13 protein-coding genes are annotated in these 17,894 nt (G+C 63.3%); 5 read left to right on the top strand and 8 right to left on the bottom strand.

Features of this window, described 5'->3' with window-relative positions; genetic code table 11:
* The first annotated feature begins 181 nt into the window (after positions 1–181).
* Both NWI_RS15425 and NWI_RS15420 read left to right on the top strand, forming a co-directional pair.
* Complete coding sequence (locus tag NWI_RS15425) at positions 182–1,474, top strand: adenylosuccinate synthase (RefSeq protein ID WP_011316137.1); 1,293 nt, start codon at positions 182–184, stop codon at positions 1,472–1,474.
* 51 nt (positions 1,475–1,525) lie between these two features.
* Positions 1,526–3,148 (top strand): hypothetical protein, encoded by a 1,623-nt coding sequence (locus tag NWI_RS15420; protein ID WP_011316136.1) that lies wholly within the window; start codon positions 1,526–1,528, stop codon positions 3,146–3,148.
* A 294-nt stretch (positions 3,149–3,442) separates the two neighbouring features.
* Here the strand turns inward: NWI_RS15420 and NWI_RS15415 are convergent, their stop codons facing one another.
* Positions 3,443–3,658, bottom strand: coding sequence for a hypothetical protein (locus NWI_RS15415; RefSeq protein WP_011316135.1), 216 nt, complete (start codon positions 3,656–3,658; stop codon positions 3,443–3,445).
* A 270-nt stretch (positions 3,659–3,928) separates the two neighbouring features.
* Here NWI_RS15415 and NWI_RS15410 point away from each other — a divergent pair, with 270 nt between their 5' ends.
* Positions 3,929–4,471, top strand: a complete 543-nt coding sequence (locus NWI_RS15410; RefSeq protein WP_011316134.1) for a DUF4112 domain-containing protein — start codon at positions 3,929–3,931, stop codon at positions 4,469–4,471.
* A 91-nt stretch (positions 4,472–4,562) separates the two neighbouring features.
* Here NWI_RS15410 and NWI_RS15405 read toward each other — a convergent pair whose 3' ends face one another.
* The 4 genes from NWI_RS15405 to NWI_RS15385 all read right to left on the bottom strand — a co-directional run bounded on the left by NWI_RS15405 (position 4,563) and on the right by NWI_RS15385 (position 6,815).
* Complete coding sequence (locus NWI_RS15405; RefSeq protein WP_011316133.1) at positions 4,563–4,850, bottom strand: hypothetical protein; 288 nt, start codon at positions 4,848–4,850, stop codon at positions 4,563–4,565.
* Between the two features lie 231 nt (positions 4,851–5,081).
* Positions 5,082–5,495: a peptide-methionine (R)-S-oxide reductase MsrB gene (msrB, locus tag NWI_RS15400; RefSeq protein WP_011316132.1), complete on the bottom strand. Its 414-nt coding sequence runs from the start codon at positions 5,493–5,495 to the stop codon at positions 5,082–5,084.
* A 178-nt stretch (positions 5,496–5,673) separates the two neighbouring features.
* Positions 5,674–5,937: a DUF7662 domain-containing protein gene (locus NWI_RS15390; protein WP_011316131.1), complete on the bottom strand. Its 264-nt coding sequence runs from the start codon at positions 5,935–5,937 to the stop codon at positions 5,674–5,676.
* 2 nt (positions 5,938–5,939) lie between these two features.
* Positions 5,940–6,815, bottom strand: coding sequence for a UTP--glucose-1-phosphate uridylyltransferase (locus NWI_RS15385; protein WP_011316130.1), 876 nt, complete (start codon positions 6,813–6,815; stop codon positions 5,940–5,942).
* Positions 6,816–7,368: 553 nt separating this feature from the next.
* On the opposite strand from NWI_RS15385, the gene NWI_RS15380 reads away from it, so the two are divergent.
* Both NWI_RS15380 and NWI_RS15375 read left to right on the top strand, forming a co-directional pair.
* Complete coding sequence (locus NWI_RS15380) at positions 7,369–8,766, top strand: lytic murein transglycosylase (protein WP_081431776.1); 1,398 nt, start codon at positions 7,369–7,371, stop codon at positions 8,764–8,766.
* A 165-nt stretch (positions 8,767–8,931) separates the two neighbouring features.
* On the top strand, positions 8,932–10,548 hold the full coding sequence (locus tag NWI_RS15375; protein WP_011316128.1) for a DUF459 domain-containing protein: 1,617 nt from the start codon (positions 8,932–8,934) through the stop codon (positions 10,546–10,548).
* Positions 10,549–10,678: 130 nt separating this feature from the next.
* Here the strand turns inward: NWI_RS15375 and NWI_RS15370 are convergent, their stop codons facing one another.
* The 3 genes from NWI_RS15370 to gltB all read right to left on the bottom strand — a co-directional run bounded on the left by NWI_RS15370 (position 10,679) and on the right by gltB (position 17,872).
* On the bottom strand, positions 10,679–11,014 hold the full coding sequence (locus NWI_RS15370; protein ID WP_148203957.1) for a hypothetical protein: 336 nt from the start codon (positions 11,012–11,014) through the stop codon (positions 10,679–10,681).
* Between the two features lie 455 nt (positions 11,015–11,469).
* A complete protein-coding gene (locus NWI_RS15365) occupies positions 11,470–12,924 on the bottom strand; it encodes a glutamate synthase subunit beta (RefSeq protein ID WP_011316126.1) in 1,455 nt (484 codons plus the stop codon).
* A gap of 187 nt (positions 12,925–13,111) precedes the next feature.
* Positions 13,112–17,872 carry a glutamate synthase large subunit gene (gene gltB, locus NWI_RS15360; RefSeq protein WP_041345199.1) on the bottom strand — a complete coding sequence of 1,587 codons (4,761 nt, stop codon included), beginning with the start codon at positions 17,870–17,872 and terminating at the stop codon, positions 13,112–13,114.
* Positions 17,873–17,894: the final 22 nt, after the last annotated feature.

Here is a 17,894-nt window from a genome sequence, read left to right as displayed (position 1 = left end):
GGATGGTCCGGAAGATCGCTTCATTTTTGCTGCGTGCCTGCAAGGCGAACCTTCCGAACCCGCACCATTACGACAATCATGAGTATGGTAATCACGGGTTGCCGGCGTCCTGCGGGTTCGAGGTTCGTGACCGAAGGCGTGGTATGGACGCGCTCCACTTTTGCAAGGAATTTCCGCGGAAATGACCAATGTTGTCGTCGTCGGCGCCCAATGGGGCGACGAAGGAAAGGGCAAGATCGTCGACTGGCTGTCGGAGCAGGCGGATATCGTCGTTCGTTTTCAGGGCGGCCATAATGCCGGTCATACGCTCGTGATCGATGGCAATACCTACAAGCTGGCGTTGCTGCCATCGGGGGTCGTCCGCTCGTCGAAGCTGTCGGTCATCGGCAACGGCGTCGTGTTCGATCCGCAAGCCTTCGTCAACGAGGTCGAGAAGCTGAAAGAGCAGGGCGTCAAGGTCGGCCCCGACAACCTGCGCGTTGCCGAGAACGTGACGCTGATCCTGCCGCTTCATCGCGAACTGGACTCCTTGCGCGAGAACGCGAGCGCGGCGACGGCGATCGGCACCACCCAGCGCGGCATCGGTCCGGCCTACGAGGACAAGGTCGGCCGCCGCGCCATCCGCCTGATGGACCTCGCCGACCCGCAGACCCTGCCGCACAAGATCGAGCGGCTGCTCGCCCATCACAACGCGCTGCGCCGTGGCCACGGCATCGCGGAAGTGGATAGCGGCGCGCTGCTCAGGGATCTCGCCGCAATTGCGCCGCGGGTGCTGCCCTATGCTGACAGCGTGTGGAATCTGCTGGATCACAAACGCCGCGAGGGCAAGCGTATCCTGTTTGAAGGCGCGCAAGGCGCTTTGCTCGACGTCGATCACGGCACCTATCCTTACGTTACCTCCTCCAACACCGTCGCAGCCCAGGCCGCCACCGGCACCGGCATGGGACCGAGCGCGCTCGGCTACGTTCTCGGTATCTGCAAGGCCTACACCACGCGTGTCGGTCAGGGGCCGTTTCCGACCGAACTCAACGACGAGATCGGTGAACTGATCGGTCAGCGCGGAAAGGAATTCGGCGTCAACACCGGCCGCAAACGGCGCTGTGGCTGGTTCGACGCCATGCTGGTGCGGCAGACCGTGCGGACCAGCGGCATCCACGGCCTGGCGCTGACCAAGCTCGATATTCTCGACGGTTTTGACACGATCCAGGTTTGCACAGGCTACCGTCTCGACGGCAAGGAGATCGATCATCTGCCGGCGGGAGAAGGGGCGCAGGCGCGCATTGAGCCGGTCTATGAAACGGTCGAGGGCTGGAAGGAGCCGACGGCCAACGCGCGCTCATGGGCGGACCTGCCGGCTCAGGCTATCAAATACGTTCGCCGGATTGAGGAGTTGGTGGGATGCCCGGTCGCCCTGCTGTCCACCAGCCCGGAGCGTGAAGATACTATTCTGGTCCAGAATCCATTCGAGGCTTAACGGGATGTTACGGGAATGCATTCAAGGTTAATGTTCGCGCATTGAGGAGACATGGCTGATTATTACCCGCTGATCGCACGCGCCATCGCCGGACTGGACGTCAACGCGCCCGGCGAGCAGCGGCGTGCGCTCTATGAGCGGGCACGGACCGCGCTGATCGCTCAACTCCGCGGCGTCGAGCCACCCTTGACCGAATCCGAGATCACCCGCGAGCGGTTGGCGCTGGAAGAGGCAGTGCGCAAGGTCGAGTCCGAGGCTGCCCAGCGCGCCCGCGAGGCCTCGCGTAGCAGCGGTTCGCGCTCCGGCGATGCGTTCCGTGCCGCGACGCGCGCTGCGATGAAGTCGCCGGACGTAGCCGCACAGCCGCCGGTCCGCTCGCGCGCCAACGCGACGCCCCAATCGCGCAATCTGCGCGCGGATTCGACTCCGACCTCGGCCCCATCCCCGTCACCGCCTCCATCCGTCAGCCCGACGCCGTCCTGGCGGCCGCCTGGACCGCCGATCCCGTTACCGGATGAACCGCCGCCGCCCGCCCGCGAGCGGTTGGGCCTGGGTCAAAATCAGAATCACAATCATCAGAATCAAAATCAGGGGCAGCCGCGCCGCGGCCCCGAACCCGATCGCCCGCCGCCGCGGCCTCCGGTTCCGGGCTTTCGAGACGTTACGGCGGACGCTGACGATCTCGGCCGCGCCGCTGCGCAGGCCAACCGCTCGGCCCGCCGCACCTATGCCAATGTGCGATCGCCTTCACCCGAATTCGATCGGCTTGAACCGAGCCTTGAGGATCGCGGCGCGTTTGAGGGAGCGTATCCTTCTGATCAATCGTTCTCCGGCGGCGCCGCGGTCGACCAGCCGACGGCGCCCTTGCCGCGATCGTGGCCGCACCCCGATCGCGAAAGGCCGGAGCGCGTGCTTGGCGGCGGCTTTCCGCTCAAGAGTGCGATCGTGGCCGGTCTCCTGCTGATCCTCGCCGGAGCGGGAATCATCTGGGGTTCGAATGTGGTGTCGGCCGTACGCGGGCTGTTCGATTCCTCGAACCAGACCAGCGAGATGACGAAGCCCGTAGCGCCGGGGCTGAAGCCGAAGATCACTGACCGGGTCGGTCAGCCGTCGATGTCGGAAACGATCGCGCCGGTTGCGCAGCGCGTCGTGCTGTATGACGAAGACCCCTCGGACCCCAAGGGCAAGCAGTATGTCGGCTCGGTGGTGTGGCGCACCGAAGAAGTAAAGGGGGCCGCTGGCAGCAAGCCGGAGATCGCCGTGCGCGCCGAGATCGACATTCCCGAACGCAAGTTCAAGATGACGATGTCGTTCCGCCGCAACACCGACACCTCGCTGCCTGCCAGTCACACCGCGGAGCTGACCTTCGTATTGCCGCCGGATTTCGACGGCGGTGGAGTCTCCAACGTCCCCGGCGTCCTGATGAAGTCCAACGAACAGGCCCGCGGCACCCCGCTGGCGGGACTCGCCGTCAAGGTCACCGACGGCTTCTTCCTGGTCGGGCTGTCGAACGTCGAGTCCGATCGCACGCGCAATCTCCAGCTCATGAAAGAGCGCTCATGGCTGGACATCCCGCTGGTCTATACGAATCAACGTCGCGCGATCATCGCTATCGAGAAGGGAGCGCCCGGAGAGCGCGCCTTCAACGAGGCGTTCACCGAGTGGGGCGAGTAACGCTTCGCGGGACGAGCATCAGCGTCGTCCTTCGTATGGAGCGCTTTTGTTGACGTCAGAGCCTTTTCGCTTCTGATGGAATCAGAAGCGAGGCTCTATAATCTTGATTTGACGCGTTTTCTTCACGCGAACCGGTATCCACTTCGCTCGAAAACGCTCTAGCTTCCGTTACGCCGGCCTCGCAATATCAGCGCGTGCCTCCCTCCGGCGGAATTCAGGACATATCGAGCGGGATATGTTCAGCCGGGGCCTGAGCGGTAGACATCGAAGACGTTCCTTTGTGAAGACGTACCTTTATGCGGTGCGGTCCTCACCCGCGGTCGACGCCGCGCTCGTGAAATGTCGTGCCTCGGGAAGGCCATCCTTATTGCGGATGCGAGTCCTGGTGATCTTCGCTTTGGTCGCCGACGCGCGATGTTCGGGCCCGATCTCCTCGGCTGCGATATCGAGCAACTCGCGCAAATGCGCGACATACTCGGCGCCAAACTTCTGCGACGGAACCTGACTCATGCAACGTTCTCCCCTGTCGACATGATCCAGAAAGAAGGTAGGGCGAATTTCTGACGCGATCATGCAAAACGCTTGGGCCGGAAGATGGCGACGCAATGGGGCGGAGTTGAGACTTGGAGAGGGAGGAAGACGTCAGGACCGACATTCGTTTCCGGCAGCACTTCGTCGATGCGAGCTGCTGTTTCGCCGTGATGTTCGCGCGCGCATCACGATCGCGTGGCCGTGTGGCGCAAGCTTGCGAAAGCTGCCAGAGGAGACCATGTGAAAGCCATGAAATCCATGCCGAACGACGACTTGTTTTCGCGTGATAACGCCGGAGCCCGGCGATCCGCGCGTGCAAAGATCATCGATCAGGACGGTCGCGAGGTTCATGGCGACCCTCCGGGTGCCGATGGATTCCAGACCGGACCTTTCGGGGCGTTTCAGCACGGCGCTTCCGGCTTTGAGTTCGCCGCTGCGTTCCAGCCGCTCACCCGCGAGCAGCGGCTGGCGCGGCTGGATGCGATCGCAAAGCTGCTTGATGTTGCCTTCGTCGTGCCGGGAACGAAAGTCCGTTACGGCATCGACGGCCTGATAGGGCTGGTGCCGGTAATCGGCGACCTCATCACCACGGCGTTCTCGCTATGGCTGGTGCGCGAAGCGCGGGCGCTTGGCGCGCCTTGGCACATCACCGCGCGGATGCTGAGCAACGTCGCGGTCGACGGGGTGGTCGGATTAGTGCCTGTGGCCGGCGATGCCTTCGACGTGATGTTCCGGGCTAACATGCGTAACGTGCGGATGTTCAAGCGCTGGCTCGACCGGCAGCCGCGTTAGAGCCTGAGTCGGGCCGCATAAGAATACGCTTGATCAGACGATCGCGGGTAAAAGCCGATCCAATTCCGCGTGAATCAGATACGCGGAATTCTCACGCGGCGTCCTTCGGAACTCTCGTTTCCGCGGATGCCGTGTCGAGTTTGCGGCGGGGCAGCGGAAAGTCGCGGCTCTCGTAGAGAGAGCGGATGCCGTTCTGATCGAAGCGGGCCTCGTCCACCTGAAGATAAGCGCCGTTCAACGAGTCGGCCGGCAGTTCCTCGATGGCGAAGCGTACGGCGTCGGCCGCGGTATCGAAACGTCGGTAGGAAAACCCGGCACGCTTTTTCCTGCGGACCGCGGCAGGAAATAGTTCGGCGGATTTCTGGAAGCTGAACGTCATGGCGGGAACCCCTACAATTACGCTTTTCGAGAACGAGCAAATGCTGATGCAAGGGCCCGCTGGGGCTCTCCCGACACACAGCATGTCCGTGATGCGCTCATTATATAGGGTGGAATGCGGAAATTGCGACCATCCGGGGCCGGAATCATGAATCCGGCGACCGGCCCGGAAATTTCAGCCGCAGGTTCGGTTGATCGAATCCACGCGTCGCTGTCGGATTTCGCCGTTCGTTTACTTGGGCTCGAGCTTAAGGGCCGCCGAATTGATGCAGTAACGCAGACCTGTGGGCTCGGGACCATCATTGAAGACATGGCCGAGGTGGCCGTTGCACCTTGAGCATAGCACCTCGGTGCGGACCATGCCGTGGCTGATGTCGCGCTCCTCATCGATGTGGTTTTCGACCGCGGGCACGGTGAAACTCGGCCAGCCGCATCCTGAATCGAATTTGGCGTCGGATTCGAACAGCGTCTGTCCACAGCCGGCGCAGACATAGGTGCCGCCGCGGCGCTCGTGTTCGTACTCGCCTGAGAATGGCGGCTCGGTGGCTTTTTCGCGCAGGACCGCATATTGCATCGGCGTCAGTTCCTTGCGCCATTCGCTGTCGCTCTTGGTGATTTTGGCCGGGATCGCCTTGCTGTCGCGCATTTGATCTTTCTCTGTGCAGTTCGCGGCCCGGACCTCGGCCGCACCGCCGCCGGCCAGCGTCGGCTTCTCGATATGGTTGGATACGGCAGCTTTCTTCAGGTACCGGATTTTCCGAAGATCATCGTGTCAAATATAGGGCTGTTCGGGGCTATGCGTCAGAGCCCGCTGCTGATTCCAGCTACCTGAAGCGCGGCCGTTTTGCGTCCGCGCGACGGAATCGGACGCCTTCGCCGAGGCGCGTCGCGACATAACCGGCCGCTATGCAGGCTTCGCGTTGCGGCATTCGTTGTTCGGGCGCGCGCGCTGTATCCCACCACGAGGCGCGCTGCGCCGCGCGCGGGAGATCGTCGTCGATGATCTGCTCGATCTGCGCGAAGCTCAGCACGAATTCGGCCTGCGTCTGTTGCTTCAGGTAATCGCGCAATGCATCAAAGTCCGGCACCGTCACGTCCCGAGATACTTCTTCATCTCCGCGCGCAAGCCTTCGCGTAGATCGGGACGCGCCATCCCGAAAGCGAGATTGGCGCGCAGGAAGCCCGCGCGCGATCCGCAATCGTGGCGCTCGCCGGCGAATTCGAGGCCGTGGAAGGCTTGCGATTTCGACAGGCCGATCATGGCGTCGGTGAGCTGGATTTCGCCGCCGGCGCCGCGTTCCTGGTTTGCGAGAATCTCGAATATCTCGGGCTGAAGAATGTAGCGGCCGGTAATCGAAAGATTCGAGGGGGCCGTGCCTTTCGGCGGCTTCTCCACCATGCCGTCGATCTCGAAAGTGCGGTCGCTGCGCTTGCCCACACCGCAGATGCCGTAGTTGTGGGTCATGTCATCGGGCACCGCTTCCACCGCGACAATGTTGGATTTCGGTCCCAGATTCGCAGCCGCCTGCATCATCTGCTTGAGGCAGCCCGGCGTGTTCAGCACCAGTTCGTCCGGCAACACCACCGCGAACGGCTCATGGCCTACGATGTCGCGGGCGCACCATACCGCGTGGCCAAGCCCGAGCGGCGCTTGTTGCCGGGTAAAACTCACCGCGCCGGCCTCGGGCTGGAATTGCGCCAGCAGGTTGATCTCTGCGTGCTTGCCGCGCGTCTTCAGTGTTTCGTCCAGTTCGAACTGGCGGTCGAAGTGATCCTCGATTGCGCTCTTGTTGCGGCCGGTCACGAAAATGAAGTGCTCTATGCCGGCTTCCCTGGCCTCGTCGAACACGTACTGGATCAACGGGCGGTCGACGATCGTAAGCATCTCCTTCGGCATCGCCTTGGTGGCAGGGAGAACGCGGGTGCCGAGCCCCGCGACCGGAAAGACGGCTTTGCGGATTTTCATATCGATTCTGTGGGTTGTTGTGCAGGCGGGATGAAACGGATCAGTTTATGGGTGTTATAGCGTTTTCGAGCGAAGTGGATACCGGTTCGCGTGAAGTAAGCGCATCCAGAACCACAAACCAGTGGAGTGAATCTGACATTCGCGACCCATTGGGCCGAGCATCGCGGATGCGAATGTTAGAATCGGACCACCAGAGCTTCGCCTCTGATTCCGATCAGAAGCGAAAACGCTCTGGCCGGTTTTGCAGCCGGGAAAAAGGCGGATATGTGGTCACGGCCGGATGGCCCTTGTAAGGCACCATAAGAGCCGGATGCGGTGCGGTGAATATGCGCCGGTCCGTGTTCCCTTCTGGCTTTGTCTTGCGGATGCAGAAAGTTCCGTCAGCATATGGACCGATCATGCGGAGGCCCGCGGCCGATTGTCCTCAGGCAGGAAAAAGACCCGCCGTTAAGCCGATGGAAACCGTGACAGGGCCTCCTGAGATCGCAATACTCATCATACACGGTCAGGAATGGTTGCGACAGTGATGCAGGAATGGATGCGCGGAACAGGAATGGCGGCCGTCGTAGCGCTTGCGGTGCTTGCGCCGCCGGGCGAGGCGCGCGCGCAGGCATCGAACGGCAACGGCATCCAGGGCTTCCTGGACAACATCTTCACGGGCTCCATCGCGAATGACGGACAAAGCGCGTCGCTCGCGCCGCGGGGCGGATCGGAGCAGACGCCCTCTCCGCCGAAACGGCCGGCGAGTTCGGCCGCCACGGCCTGGAGCGGCGAGGACGGCGCCTCCGGTCATCCGCTGATGACCGCCGCCGCGATTCGTCAGGCGGCGGCGAATTTCTCGAACTGCGTCGCGGCGATGTGGCCCGATGCGGCGCGGCGGCACATCACCCGCGAGAATTTCGAGCGCTTCACGGCGGGATTGTCGCCTGATCTCCGCATCATGGACCTGATGGATTCGCAGCCGGAGTTCACCAAGGCGATCTGGGATTACCTCGATATTCTGGTCAAGGATGCGCGTCTTGCGCGCGGCCGCGAAATTCTCGCCACCTACAAGCCGCAGTTCGACGCCGTCGAGAAGGCCTATGGCGTCGATCGTTACGCGATCGCGGCGATCTGGGGCATCGAATCAAACTATTCGACGCAGATGGGCGACCGCAGCGTGCTGCAATCGACGGCGACGCTGGCATGTGTCGGACGCCGCCAGAAATACTTCCGGGACGAGTTTCTGGCCGCGCTCGAGATCCTCAATCGTGGCGATCTGCGGCCGGAACAGTTGCGCGGCTCATGGGCGGGCGCGTTCGGCCCGACGCAGTTCATGCCGACGGCGTTCAAGCGTTACGCGGTTGATGGTGACGGCGACGGCCGTCGCGACGTGGTCGACAATCCCGCCGATCTGATCGCATCCACCGCCAACAACCTGAAGAAGGACGGTTGGCAGACCGGCAGGACCTGGGGATACGAGGTGGTCGTGCCCAATGACTTCAACTACATGCTGGCGGACCGCGCCAAGGCGATGACGCTCGCGCAATGGGAGCAGCTCGGCATCCGGCGCGCGGGCAACAAGGCCTTTCCGTATTCCGCCGACCGCGCCTATCTGCTCGCGCCCGCAGGCGCCGGAGGACCGGGTTTCCTGATGTTGCAGAATTTCCGGGTCTTCATGAAGTACAATCCGGCGGAAGCCTATGCGCTGGCGATCGGCCACTTCGCCGACCGGTTGCGCGGCGGGAGCCCCTTCGTGCAGCCATGGCCGCGGCAGGAGCGGGTGCTGTCCCGTGCCGAGCGGCTCGAGTTGCAGCAGCTTCTGGCGCGGCGGGGTTTCTATCGCGGAACTCCGGACGGACAGATCGGCAGCCGGACACGGGAGGCGCTGCGCGGCTTCCAGGCTTCCGTCGGGGCGCCTGCCGATGGTTTCGCATCGTCCGACGTGCTGGAGCGGCTGCGGCGGCGGTAGGTTCGCCCGTCGAAGTTCGCAAGGGAAGGGGCGTCGAAGGGTGATGCCAGAAGGCGCGCTTTTGAGGCCGTAAGCCGCCGCCTCGCTTGTGACGTGAAAATCGCCCGCTTGCGGCCCGATTTCGCTATTATAGGATTGCAAGACTTTCCCCTTGCGATTGAGCGCATGTCCGGACCCAGATCGCTGCTTCGCCGATTGACCCAGCGCGGACCATGGATTGCGCTGGCGATTGTTATCGCCACGCTGGTCGCCGCGCCTGCGTCGGCGCAGCTTTTCGATTTCGGTTTCGACCGTCCCGCGCGCCGCGGCGGAGGTGGGGGAGGCGGAGGCTGGTTCGGCTCGGACAATCCTTTCTTCGCGCCCTTTCAACAACCGCCGCAGAGGCAACCACAACAGCAGCAGCAAAGGCCGGCCGAAAATTACTCCCACGCGCCGCCGCCTGAAAAGCGCGACACCGTGTCTGAGCGCAATGTGCTGGTTCTCGGCGACGCCATGGCCGACTGGCTCGCCTATGGCCTGGAGGATGCTCTCAGCGAAACGTCCGACATGGGCGTGATCCGCAAACACAAGACCGTGTCCGGCCTCATCCGCTATCAGCCGAAGGGTGAGCCGGCGGATTGGGCGGCCGCGGCGAAAGCCATTCTTGCGACCGAAAATCCGGATGCCATCGTGGTCATGCTCGGTCTGCAAGACCGCATGTCGATTCGCGAAGCGCCTGAGAAAGAAAAGAGCGGCAAGCCGGACGACAGGAAGGCTGACGTGGACAAGAAGGAGGGAAGCAATACCGGCAAGGCGGATGAAGCCGCCGCCGACTCTGACGGCAAGCCGGCTGATTCCGAACAATCTCCGGACGAGACCGCGGATCAGCCCGCCGCCTCAAGGACGAAAAGCGCGCGTTCGCCGAACGGGGTTGCCGAGTTCCGCAGCGATCGCTGGGTCGAACTCTACAGCAGGAAGGTCGACAACATGATCACGGTGCTCAAGTCGAAGGGCGTTCCGGTGTTCTGGGTCGCCCTGCCTGCCGTGCGCGGTACAAAATCAACCGCCGATATGCTGTTCCTCAACTCGCTTTATCGGGACGCCGCGGACAAGGCGGGCATCACCTACGTCGATATCTGGGATGGGTTCGTCGACGAGGCCGGCCGTTATATCCAGCAGGGGCCGGATTTCGAAGGCCAGATCCGCCGCCTGCGTTCATATGACGGCGTGTTCTTCACCAAGGCGGGCTCGCGCAAGCTCGCCCATTATGTCGAGCGCGAGATCACCCGCGTGATGGCGGCGCGGTCGGGGCCGATCGCGATCCCCGTCGAGCCTGGCACGCCCGACACCGACGTCAAACCGGGGCAGCCGGCGCCGCGACCGCTCGCTGGACCGATCGTGCCGTTGGTGGCTTCCTCGTTCGGGAGCGACCGGTTGCTCGGCGGTCCCGGCAGTCATCCCGCGGCGATCGACGCGCTGGCGGCGCGTACGCTGGTGAGGGGTGAACCGTTATCCGCGCCAGCCGGACGTGCCGACGATTTCGCCTGGCCGCGGCGGGAGGTCGGCCTTGAGCCGGCCAAGGGCGATCCGCCGGTCGCGGCGGCGCCGGAAGGCGCGGGCGCGGCTTCCGCAGCGAAGCCGAACAGGCCGCGACCTGCTCCTTCCGCTCAGCAAGCGCAGTCGAACGGACCATCGGGGTCTCGCGTTTTTTCGCCAGCGCAGGCGGGACGATCTCAGGCGTCGCCACGTCCACCGGCTGATTTCGGACTGCCGGGATTCTTCTCGGACCTGTTTTCGCGATAGAGCTTTGCTTCGGACTGGATCATAGGCGAGCTCTGGATTGTCGTGGCGCCGCGTTTTTTACGCGAACAGGTCACCGGCTCTGCTCGAAAACGCTATAGTTGCCGACGATAGCGGGGTGAGCGTTGCGATCTCAATGCCCGAGTTGCGCCCGGTAGTCGTCGAGCACGCCCTGCACGCGGTAGCAACTCGTTGCATCGGGCGTGAAGCTCACCCATTTTTTCTCCGACTCAACGAACACCTTGGATATCTTTTTGCCGCGCGCGTCGCCGGCCGCCATGTTCGCCTTGTCGGACTTTGAAAGATAGGGATCGAGCGCTTCCAGAAGATGCCCGGTTTGACCCGGTGCAATCAGGTTCTGTTCTTCGCAGCGTGCGGCGGCCGCGAAGAATGAGCCGGCGCTGACGGCGACGTGACGCGACATCGCCTGTGCCGGAGCGATCGGGACAACAACGATCAAGAAAACCATCCAACGCGATGCCGCCACTTCGCCGCTCCCCACTTTGTCACGACAGTAACGTGCGGAGGACGACGATCAATTCACAGATTGTCTCTATACACGGCTATAGCGCTTTCGAGCGAAGCATGTCCTCGGGCTTGAGCCCTGAGGATGGAAACCGGTTCGCGTGAAGAAGCGCGTCAAAACAACAATCTTGAGCATCGCTTCTGATTCAATCAGAAGCGAACATGCTCCAGGTTAAGCGTGTGGATGAGTGTCGATGCGAGCCTGCAATTGGAGCAATTCCAGAAGCATGATCCGATCGAGTTCAATCGGACCATGCTCTGGAATTCTTGCCTGGACGCATTGTTGCGGCGAACAGGTCATCCACTTCGCAGGCGAACGCTCCAGGACGAGATCGACTGCCTAAGCGTTCCGATGATCACGACCGTAAACGGCGACGCGGCCGCGCACGCCGCGCGGTTTCATAGCGGCAGCGTGGTCGATCCCATCAGCATCTGGTCGATGGCGCGGGCACACAGGCGTCCCTCGCGGATCGCCCACACGACCAGCGACTGGCCGCGCCGCATGTCGCCGGCCGAGAATACTTTCGGGAGCGAGGTTTGGAAATCCTGCGTATTGGCGCGGACATTGCCGCGCTGGTCGAGGTCGAGGCCGAGCGTCTTGAGAAGACCTTCATACACCGGATGCACGAAGCCCATCGCCAGCAGCACGAGATCGGCTTCCAACGCGAATTCGGTGCCTGCGATCGGCTGAAACCGGCCGTCGACACGGACGCAGTGCAGCCTGGTCACCTTGCCGTCGATGCCCGAGAATTTCTGTGTCAGCACCGCATAGTCGCGCCTGGCGCCTTCGGCCTGGCTCGATGACGTGCGCATCTTCAGCGGCCAGTTGGGCCAGGTCAGCGCCTTGTTCTCATGCTCCGGCGGCGCCGGCATGATTTCGAGCTGGGTCACCGATCTGGCGCCCTGCCGGAACGAGGTGCCGATGCAGTCCGAGCCGGTGTCGCCGCCGCCGATCACCACCACGTTCTTGCCGGTCGCGAGGATATCAGGCGTATCGAAGGTTTCGTTGCCGTTGCGGCGGTTCTGCTGCGGCAGGAAATCCATCGCGAAGTGAATGCCGTCGAGATCGCGGCCGGGGATCGGCAGATCACGCGGGGCTTCCGCGCCGCCGGTCAGAGCCACCGCGTCATGGTCTCTGACGAGTTGCACGGGATCGATTGCCCCTGTCGCGTCACCTCCGACCGGCTTGCCGTAGTGGAAGATCACGCCTTCGGCCTGCATTTGCTCCAGGCGGCGGTCGATGATGTGCTTTTCCATCTTGAAGTCGGGAATGCCGTAGCGCAGCAACCCGCCGGCTTTGGCATTCTTCTCATAGACATGCACCTCATGGCCGACGCGCGCGAGTTGCTGCGCGCAGGCGAGCCCGGCGGGACCCGAACCGACCACGGCGATTTTCCTGCCGGTCTTTTGCGCCGCGACCACCGGCTTCAGCCAGCCGTTGTCCCAGGCGCGATCGACGATGGCGCATTCGATCGTCTTGATGGTGACCGGGTTGTCATCGATGTTCAGCGTGCAGGAGGCTTCGCATGGCGCCGGGCAGATGCGGCCGGTGAACTCCGGAAAGTTGTTGGTGGAGTGCAGCGTTCGCGAGGCTTCCTCCCAGTTGCCCTGATAGACGAGATCGTTGAAGTCCGGGATCTGGTTGTTGACCGGGCAGCCGGGCGTGCCGGGCTGAACCGAACCGGTGCCGTGACAATAGGGGATGCCGCAGTTCATGCAGCGTGCGGCCTGATCGCGCGTTTCCTTCTCACTGAGCGGAATCACGAACTCCTTGAAGTTCTTCACCCGCTCCTCGACCGGCGCGTATTTGCGGTCGTGCCGCTCGATTTCCAGAAACCCCGTGATCTTGCCCATCGGACCTGATGCCCTTGAATCTGCTTTTGTCCGTCATTGCGAGGAGTGAAGCGACGGCGCAATCCAGTTTCCGCTTGCCGCTCCGGATTTGCTTCGCTCTGCCCGCAACGGCGACTAAGTCGTCCATGCCTTGCCACCCGTCGAGATCAGCGCGAGGCGCGCGTCCTTCAGGATGACGGTATTCGTGTTACGCGCCGATCGCGATCTTCGGTTCGGCGTCCGCGTTGGCCTTCATTTCCTTCAATGCGCGGCGGTATTCAACCGGCATCACCTTGCGGAACTTCGGCAAGTACGCCTTCCAGTTCGCCAGGATGTCGGCGGCGCGTCTGGATCCGGCGAGCCTGGCGTGGCGCGTGACCAGCACGTGCAGCCGTTCGACATCGGATTCCAGCAGGTTCTGGAACACGTCGACGCGCCCATGCGCCTCGAGGTCGCCGCTGTGATGATAGGTGCCGGCATTGATCATTTCTTCCGACAGCACTGGCTCCAGATCGACCATCGCGAGGTTGCACAGTTTCGAAAAGTCGCCGGTCTCGTCGAGCACATAGGCGACGCCGCCGGACATGCCGGCCGCGAAATTGCGCCCGGTCCTGCCCAGCACGACGACGATGCCGCCGGTCATGTATTCGCAGCAGTGATCTCCGGCGCCCTCGACGACGGCGACCGCGCCGGAGTTGCGCACCGCGAAGCGCTCGCCGGCGATGCCGCGAAAGTAGCATTCGCCTTCGATCGCGCCGTACATCACGGTATTGCCGACGATGATCGATTCCTCCGGCACGATGCCGGAATCCGCCGGCGGTCGCACGATGATTCGTCCGCCGGAAAGGCCCTTGCCGACATAGTCGTTGCCTTCACCCTCAAGGTCGAAAGTGATGCCGCGCCCGAGCCATGCTCCGAACGCCTGACCGGCGGTGCCCTTGAAATGGACCTGGATGGTGTCGAGCGGCAGGCCGGCATGGCCGTAAATCTTCGCGACGGTGCCTGACAGCATCGCGCCGGTCGAGCGGTCGGTGTTGTTGATCCCGGTCTCGATCGTCACCGGCGCGCCGCGATCGAGCGCGGGCTTCGCCTGCGCGATCAGCTTGCGGTCCAGCACCTTGTCGAGGTGGTGGTTCTGCGCTTCGGCGTGATGGATCTTCTGGCCCGGCGCTTCCTTCTGCCGGTAGAACAGCTTCGAGAAGTCGAGCCCCTTGGCTTTCCAGTGCGTCACCAGCGCGGTCTGGTCCAGCATCTGCACCTGGCCGATCATCTCGTCGAAGGTGCGATAGCCGAGTTGCGCCATGATCTCGCGCACTTCCTCCGCGACGAAGAAGAAGTAGTTGATGACATGCTCGGGCTGGCCGGTGAAGCGCCTGCGTAGCACCGGATCCTGGGTCGCGACGCCGACCGGACAGGTGTTGAGATGGCATTTGCGCATCATGATGCAGCCGGCGGCAATCAGCGGCGCGGTGGCGAAGCCGAATTCATCTGCGCCAAGCAGCGCGCCGATCACGACGTCGCGGCCGGTGCGGAAGCCGCCGTCGACCTGCACGGCGACACGCGCGCGCAGCTTCTCCCGCACCAGCGTCTGGTGGGTTTCGGCAAGCCCGATCTCCCAGGGCGAGCCGGCGTGCTTGATCGAGGTCAGCGGTGATGCGCCGGTGCCGCCCTCGAAGCCGGCGATGGTGACGTGATCGGCGCGGGCCTTGGCGACGCCGGCCGCGACCGTGCCGACGCCGATCTCCGAGACCAGCTTCACCGAGACCAGACTCTCCGGGTTGACGTTCTTCAGGTCGTAGATGAGCTGGGCGAGATCCTCGATCGAATAGATGTCGTGATGCGGAGGCGGCGAGATCAGGCCGACGCCGGGCGTCGAATGGCGCACGCGGGCGATGGTTGCGTTGACCTTGTGGCCGGGCAGCTGTCCGCCCTCGCCGGGCTTTGCGCCCTGCGCCATCTTGATCTGGATCATGTCGGAGTTGACCAGATATTCCGTGGTGACGCCGAAGCGCCCCGAGGCGACCTGCTTGATCGCCGAGCGCATCGAGTCGCCGGTCGGCATCGGCTTGAAGCGGTCGGCCTCCTCGCCTCCCTCGCCGGTGTTCGACTTGCCGCCGATCCGGTTCATCGCGATCGCGAGCGTGGTATGAGCTTCCCGCGAGATGGAGCCGAAGCTCATGGCGCCGGTCGCAAAGCGCTTGACGATCTCCTTCGCCGGCTCGACCCCGTCGAGGGGGACGGGCTTGCGCTGGTCGTCTTCGGCGGTCTTGAACCGGAACAGGCCGCGCAGCGTCAGCAGCCGCTCGGACTGTTCGTTGAGGATCTTCGCGAACGCGCGATAGCGTTCCTGCGAGTTGCCACGCACGGCGTGCTGCAGATTGGATACCGACTCGGCGGTCCAGGCGTGATCCTCGCCGCGGGTGCGGAAGGCGTATTCGCCGCCGACATCGAGCGCGGATTTGTAGATCTGGATGTCGCCGAACGCGTCAGCGTGGCGGCGCACGGTTTCTTCCGCGATCTCCGCCAGGCCGACACCCTCGATGCGACTATGCGTGCCTGCGAAGTACTTCGCGATGAAGTCGGCTTTCAGTCCGATAGCGTCGAAGATCTGCGCGCCGCAATACGACTGATAGGTCGAGATGCCCATCTTCGACATCACCTTGAGCAGTCCCTTGCCGATCGATTTGATGTAGCGCTTGACGATTTCCTTGTCGTCGAGGCTGCCCGGCAGCCGCTCCTTCATCGCGATGATGGTCTCGAACGCGAGGTAAGGGTTGATCGCCTCGGCGCCATAACCGGCGAGGCAGGCGAAGTGGTGCACTTCCCGCGGTTCGCCGGATTCGACGACGAGGCCGACCGATGTGCGCAGGCCGACGCGGATCAGATGGTGATGCACGGCGGCGCAGGCGAGCAGCGCGGGAATCGGAATCCGGTCGACGCCCATCATGCGGTCGGACAGGATGATGATGTTGACGCCTTCCCGCACCGCGGCTTCCGCGCATGCGCAGAGCTCGTCGAGAACCTGTTCGAGCCCGGCCGGGCCGACGCTGGCCTCGAAAGTGATGTCGAGAGTGCGCGAGACGAAGTGCGATTCGGCGACATCGGAGATCGAGCGGATCTTTTCGAGGTCGGCGTCGGTCAGGATCGGCTGCCGTACTTCGAGCCGCTTGGTCGAGGCCAGACCTTCGAGATCGAACAGGTTCGGCCGCGGTCCGATGATCGAGACCAGGCTCATCACCAGTTCTTCGCGAATGGGATCGATCGGCGGGTTGGTGACCTGCGCGAAATTCTGCTTGAAGTAGGTGAAAAGCTGCTTCGGACGGTCCGACAGCGCCGAAAGCGGCGTGTCGTTGCCCATCGATCCCGAGGCTTCCTCGCCGATGGAGGCCATCGGCGTCATCAGGATGTTGATGTCTTCCTGCGAGTAGCCGAAGGCCCGCTGGCGATCCAGCAACGGCAGGTTGGAGCGTGTCGCCCTGGCCGGCGCGTCCGGCAGGTTCTCGACCTGGATTTGGGTGCGGCCGAGCCATTCCCGATACGGATGGCTGTTCGCCAGCGTGGCCTTGATCTCGTCGTCGGGGATGAGACGGCCCTGCTCGAGATCGACCAGCAGCATCTTGCCGGGCTGGAGCCGCCACTTGGTGACGATCTGGTCTTCCGGAATTTTGAGCACGCCCATCTCGGACGCCATCACGATGCGGTCGTCGCGGGTCACGAGATAGCGCGCCGGGCGCAGGCCGTTGCGGTCGAGCGTGGCGCCGATCTGCCGGCCATCGGTGAAGGCGAGCGCCGCCGGACCGTCCCACGGCTCCATCAGCGCCGCATGATATTCATAGAAGGCGCGTCGCTGCTCATCCATCAAGGGATTGCCCGCCCACGCCTCGGGGATCATCATCATCACCGCATGCGCGAGCGAATAGCCGCCCTGCACCAGAAATTCGAGGCTGTTGTCGAAGCAGGCCGTGTCGGACTGGCCTTCGTAGGAGATCGGCCACAGCCGGCTGATGTCCTTGCCGTACAGATCGGAATGCACCGACGCCTGCCGCGCCGCCATCCAGTTGACGTTGCCGCGCAGCGTGTTGATCTCGCCGTTGTGCGCCACCATGCGATAGGGATGGGCCAGCGACCAGGCGGGGAAGGTGTTGGTGGAGAAGCGCTGATGCACCAGCGCCAGGGCTGATTCGAAATCCGGCTCGTGCAGGTCGGGATAATAGGCGCCGAGCTGGTCGGCGAGAAACATGCCCTTGTAGATCACGGTGCGGCACGACATCGATACCGGATAGTAGCCGGAGAGACCGCGCTCGCGCCGCTCAAAGATCGCCTGCGAGATCGACTTGCGCAGGATGTAGAGCCTGCGCTCGAACTCGTCCTCGGTCGCGGCGGCGCCGTTGCGGCCGATGAACACCTGCATGTTGGCGGGTTCGGTCGGCTTGACGGTTTCACCGAGCGAGGAGTTGTCGGTGGGCACCTCGCGCCAGCCGAGCAGGGTCAGCCCTTCGGCCTTGATCTGATCGGCGATGATGCTCCGGATGATCTCGCGCCATGCGGTCTCGCGCGGCATGAACAGCGCGCCGACGGCGTATTCGCCGGGCTTCGGCAGCGTGAAGCCGAGTTCCTTCGCCTTGCGTGCAAAAAACACGTGCGGAATCTGCACGAGGATGCCCGCTCCATCCCCGGAGCGCGGATCGGCGCCGACCGCGCCGCGATGTTCGAGGTTGCAGAGAATGCTGATCGCGTCGGAGACGATCTGATGCGACTTCCTGCCCTTGATGTTGGCGATGAAACCGACGCCGCAGGAATCTCTTTCCAGCGCGGGGTCATAGAAGCCCTCCGCCGGCGGTCGCCAGGTGTGTTCATGGGTCTGTTCATGACCTGCGTGCGGACCTGCGGCTTCAAGCGGTTTCGCGGCCGACTCCGCTGCCGGTGAATGAGACCCGATGGTCTCCCGCTCGAACGATGGCCCGCTCATCTCAGTCCTTTCCCGGCCAGGA

The organism is Nitrobacter winogradskyi Nb-255, from assembly GCF_000012725.1.
Taxonomy (GTDB): Bacteria; Pseudomonadota; Alphaproteobacteria; order Rhizobiales; family Xanthobacteraceae; genus Nitrobacter; species Nitrobacter winogradskyi.
Note: the sequence above shows the minus strand (reverse complement) of the source record. Positions and strands in the feature narration are given on the sequence as shown.

Bases quoted from the DNA above. Each gene is read 5' to 3' on its own strand.
- NWI_RS15425 (WP_011316137.1), top strand. From the start codon at position 182: ATGACCAATGTTGTCGTCGTCGGCGCCCAATGGGGCGACGAAGGAAAG.
- NWI_RS15420 (WP_011316136.1), top strand. From the start codon at position 1,526: ATGGCTGATTATTACCCGCTGATCGCACGCGCCATCGCCGGACTGGAC.
- NWI_RS15415 (WP_011316135.1), bottom strand. From the start codon at position 3,658: ATGAGTCAGGTTCCGTCGCAGAAGTTTGGCGCCGAGTATGTCGCGCAT.
- NWI_RS15410 (WP_011316134.1), top strand. From the start codon at position 3,929: ATGAAATCCATGCCGAACGACGACTTGTTTTCGCGTGATAACGCCGGA.
- NWI_RS15405 (WP_011316133.1), bottom strand. From the start codon at position 4,850: ATGACGTTCAGCTTCCAGAAATCCGCCGAACTATTTCCTGCCGCGGTC.
- msrB (WP_011316132.1), bottom strand. From the start codon at position 5,495: ATGCGCGACAGCAAGGCGATCCCGGCCAAAATCACCAAGAGCGACAGC.
- NWI_RS15385 (WP_011316130.1), bottom strand. From the start codon at position 6,815: ATGAAAATCCGCAAAGCCGTCTTTCCGGTCGCGGGGCTCGGCACCCGC.
- NWI_RS15380 (WP_081431776.1), top strand. From the start codon at position 7,369: ATGGCGGCCGTCGTAGCGCTTGCGGTGCTTGCGCCGCCGGGCGAGGCG.
- NWI_RS15375 (WP_011316128.1), top strand. From the start codon at position 8,932: ATGTCCGGACCCAGATCGCTGCTTCGCCGATTGACCCAGCGCGGACCA.
- NWI_RS15370 (WP_148203957.1), bottom strand. From the start codon at position 11,014: ATGGTTTTCTTGATCGTTGTTGTCCCGATCGCTCCGGCACAGGCGATG.
- NWI_RS15365 (WP_011316126.1), bottom strand. From the start codon at position 12,924: ATGGGCAAGATCACGGGGTTTCTGGAAATCGAGCGGCACGACCGCAAA.
- gltB (WP_041345199.1), bottom strand. From the start codon at position 17,872: ATGAGCGGGCCATCGTTCGAGCGGGAGACCATCGGGTCTCATTCACCG.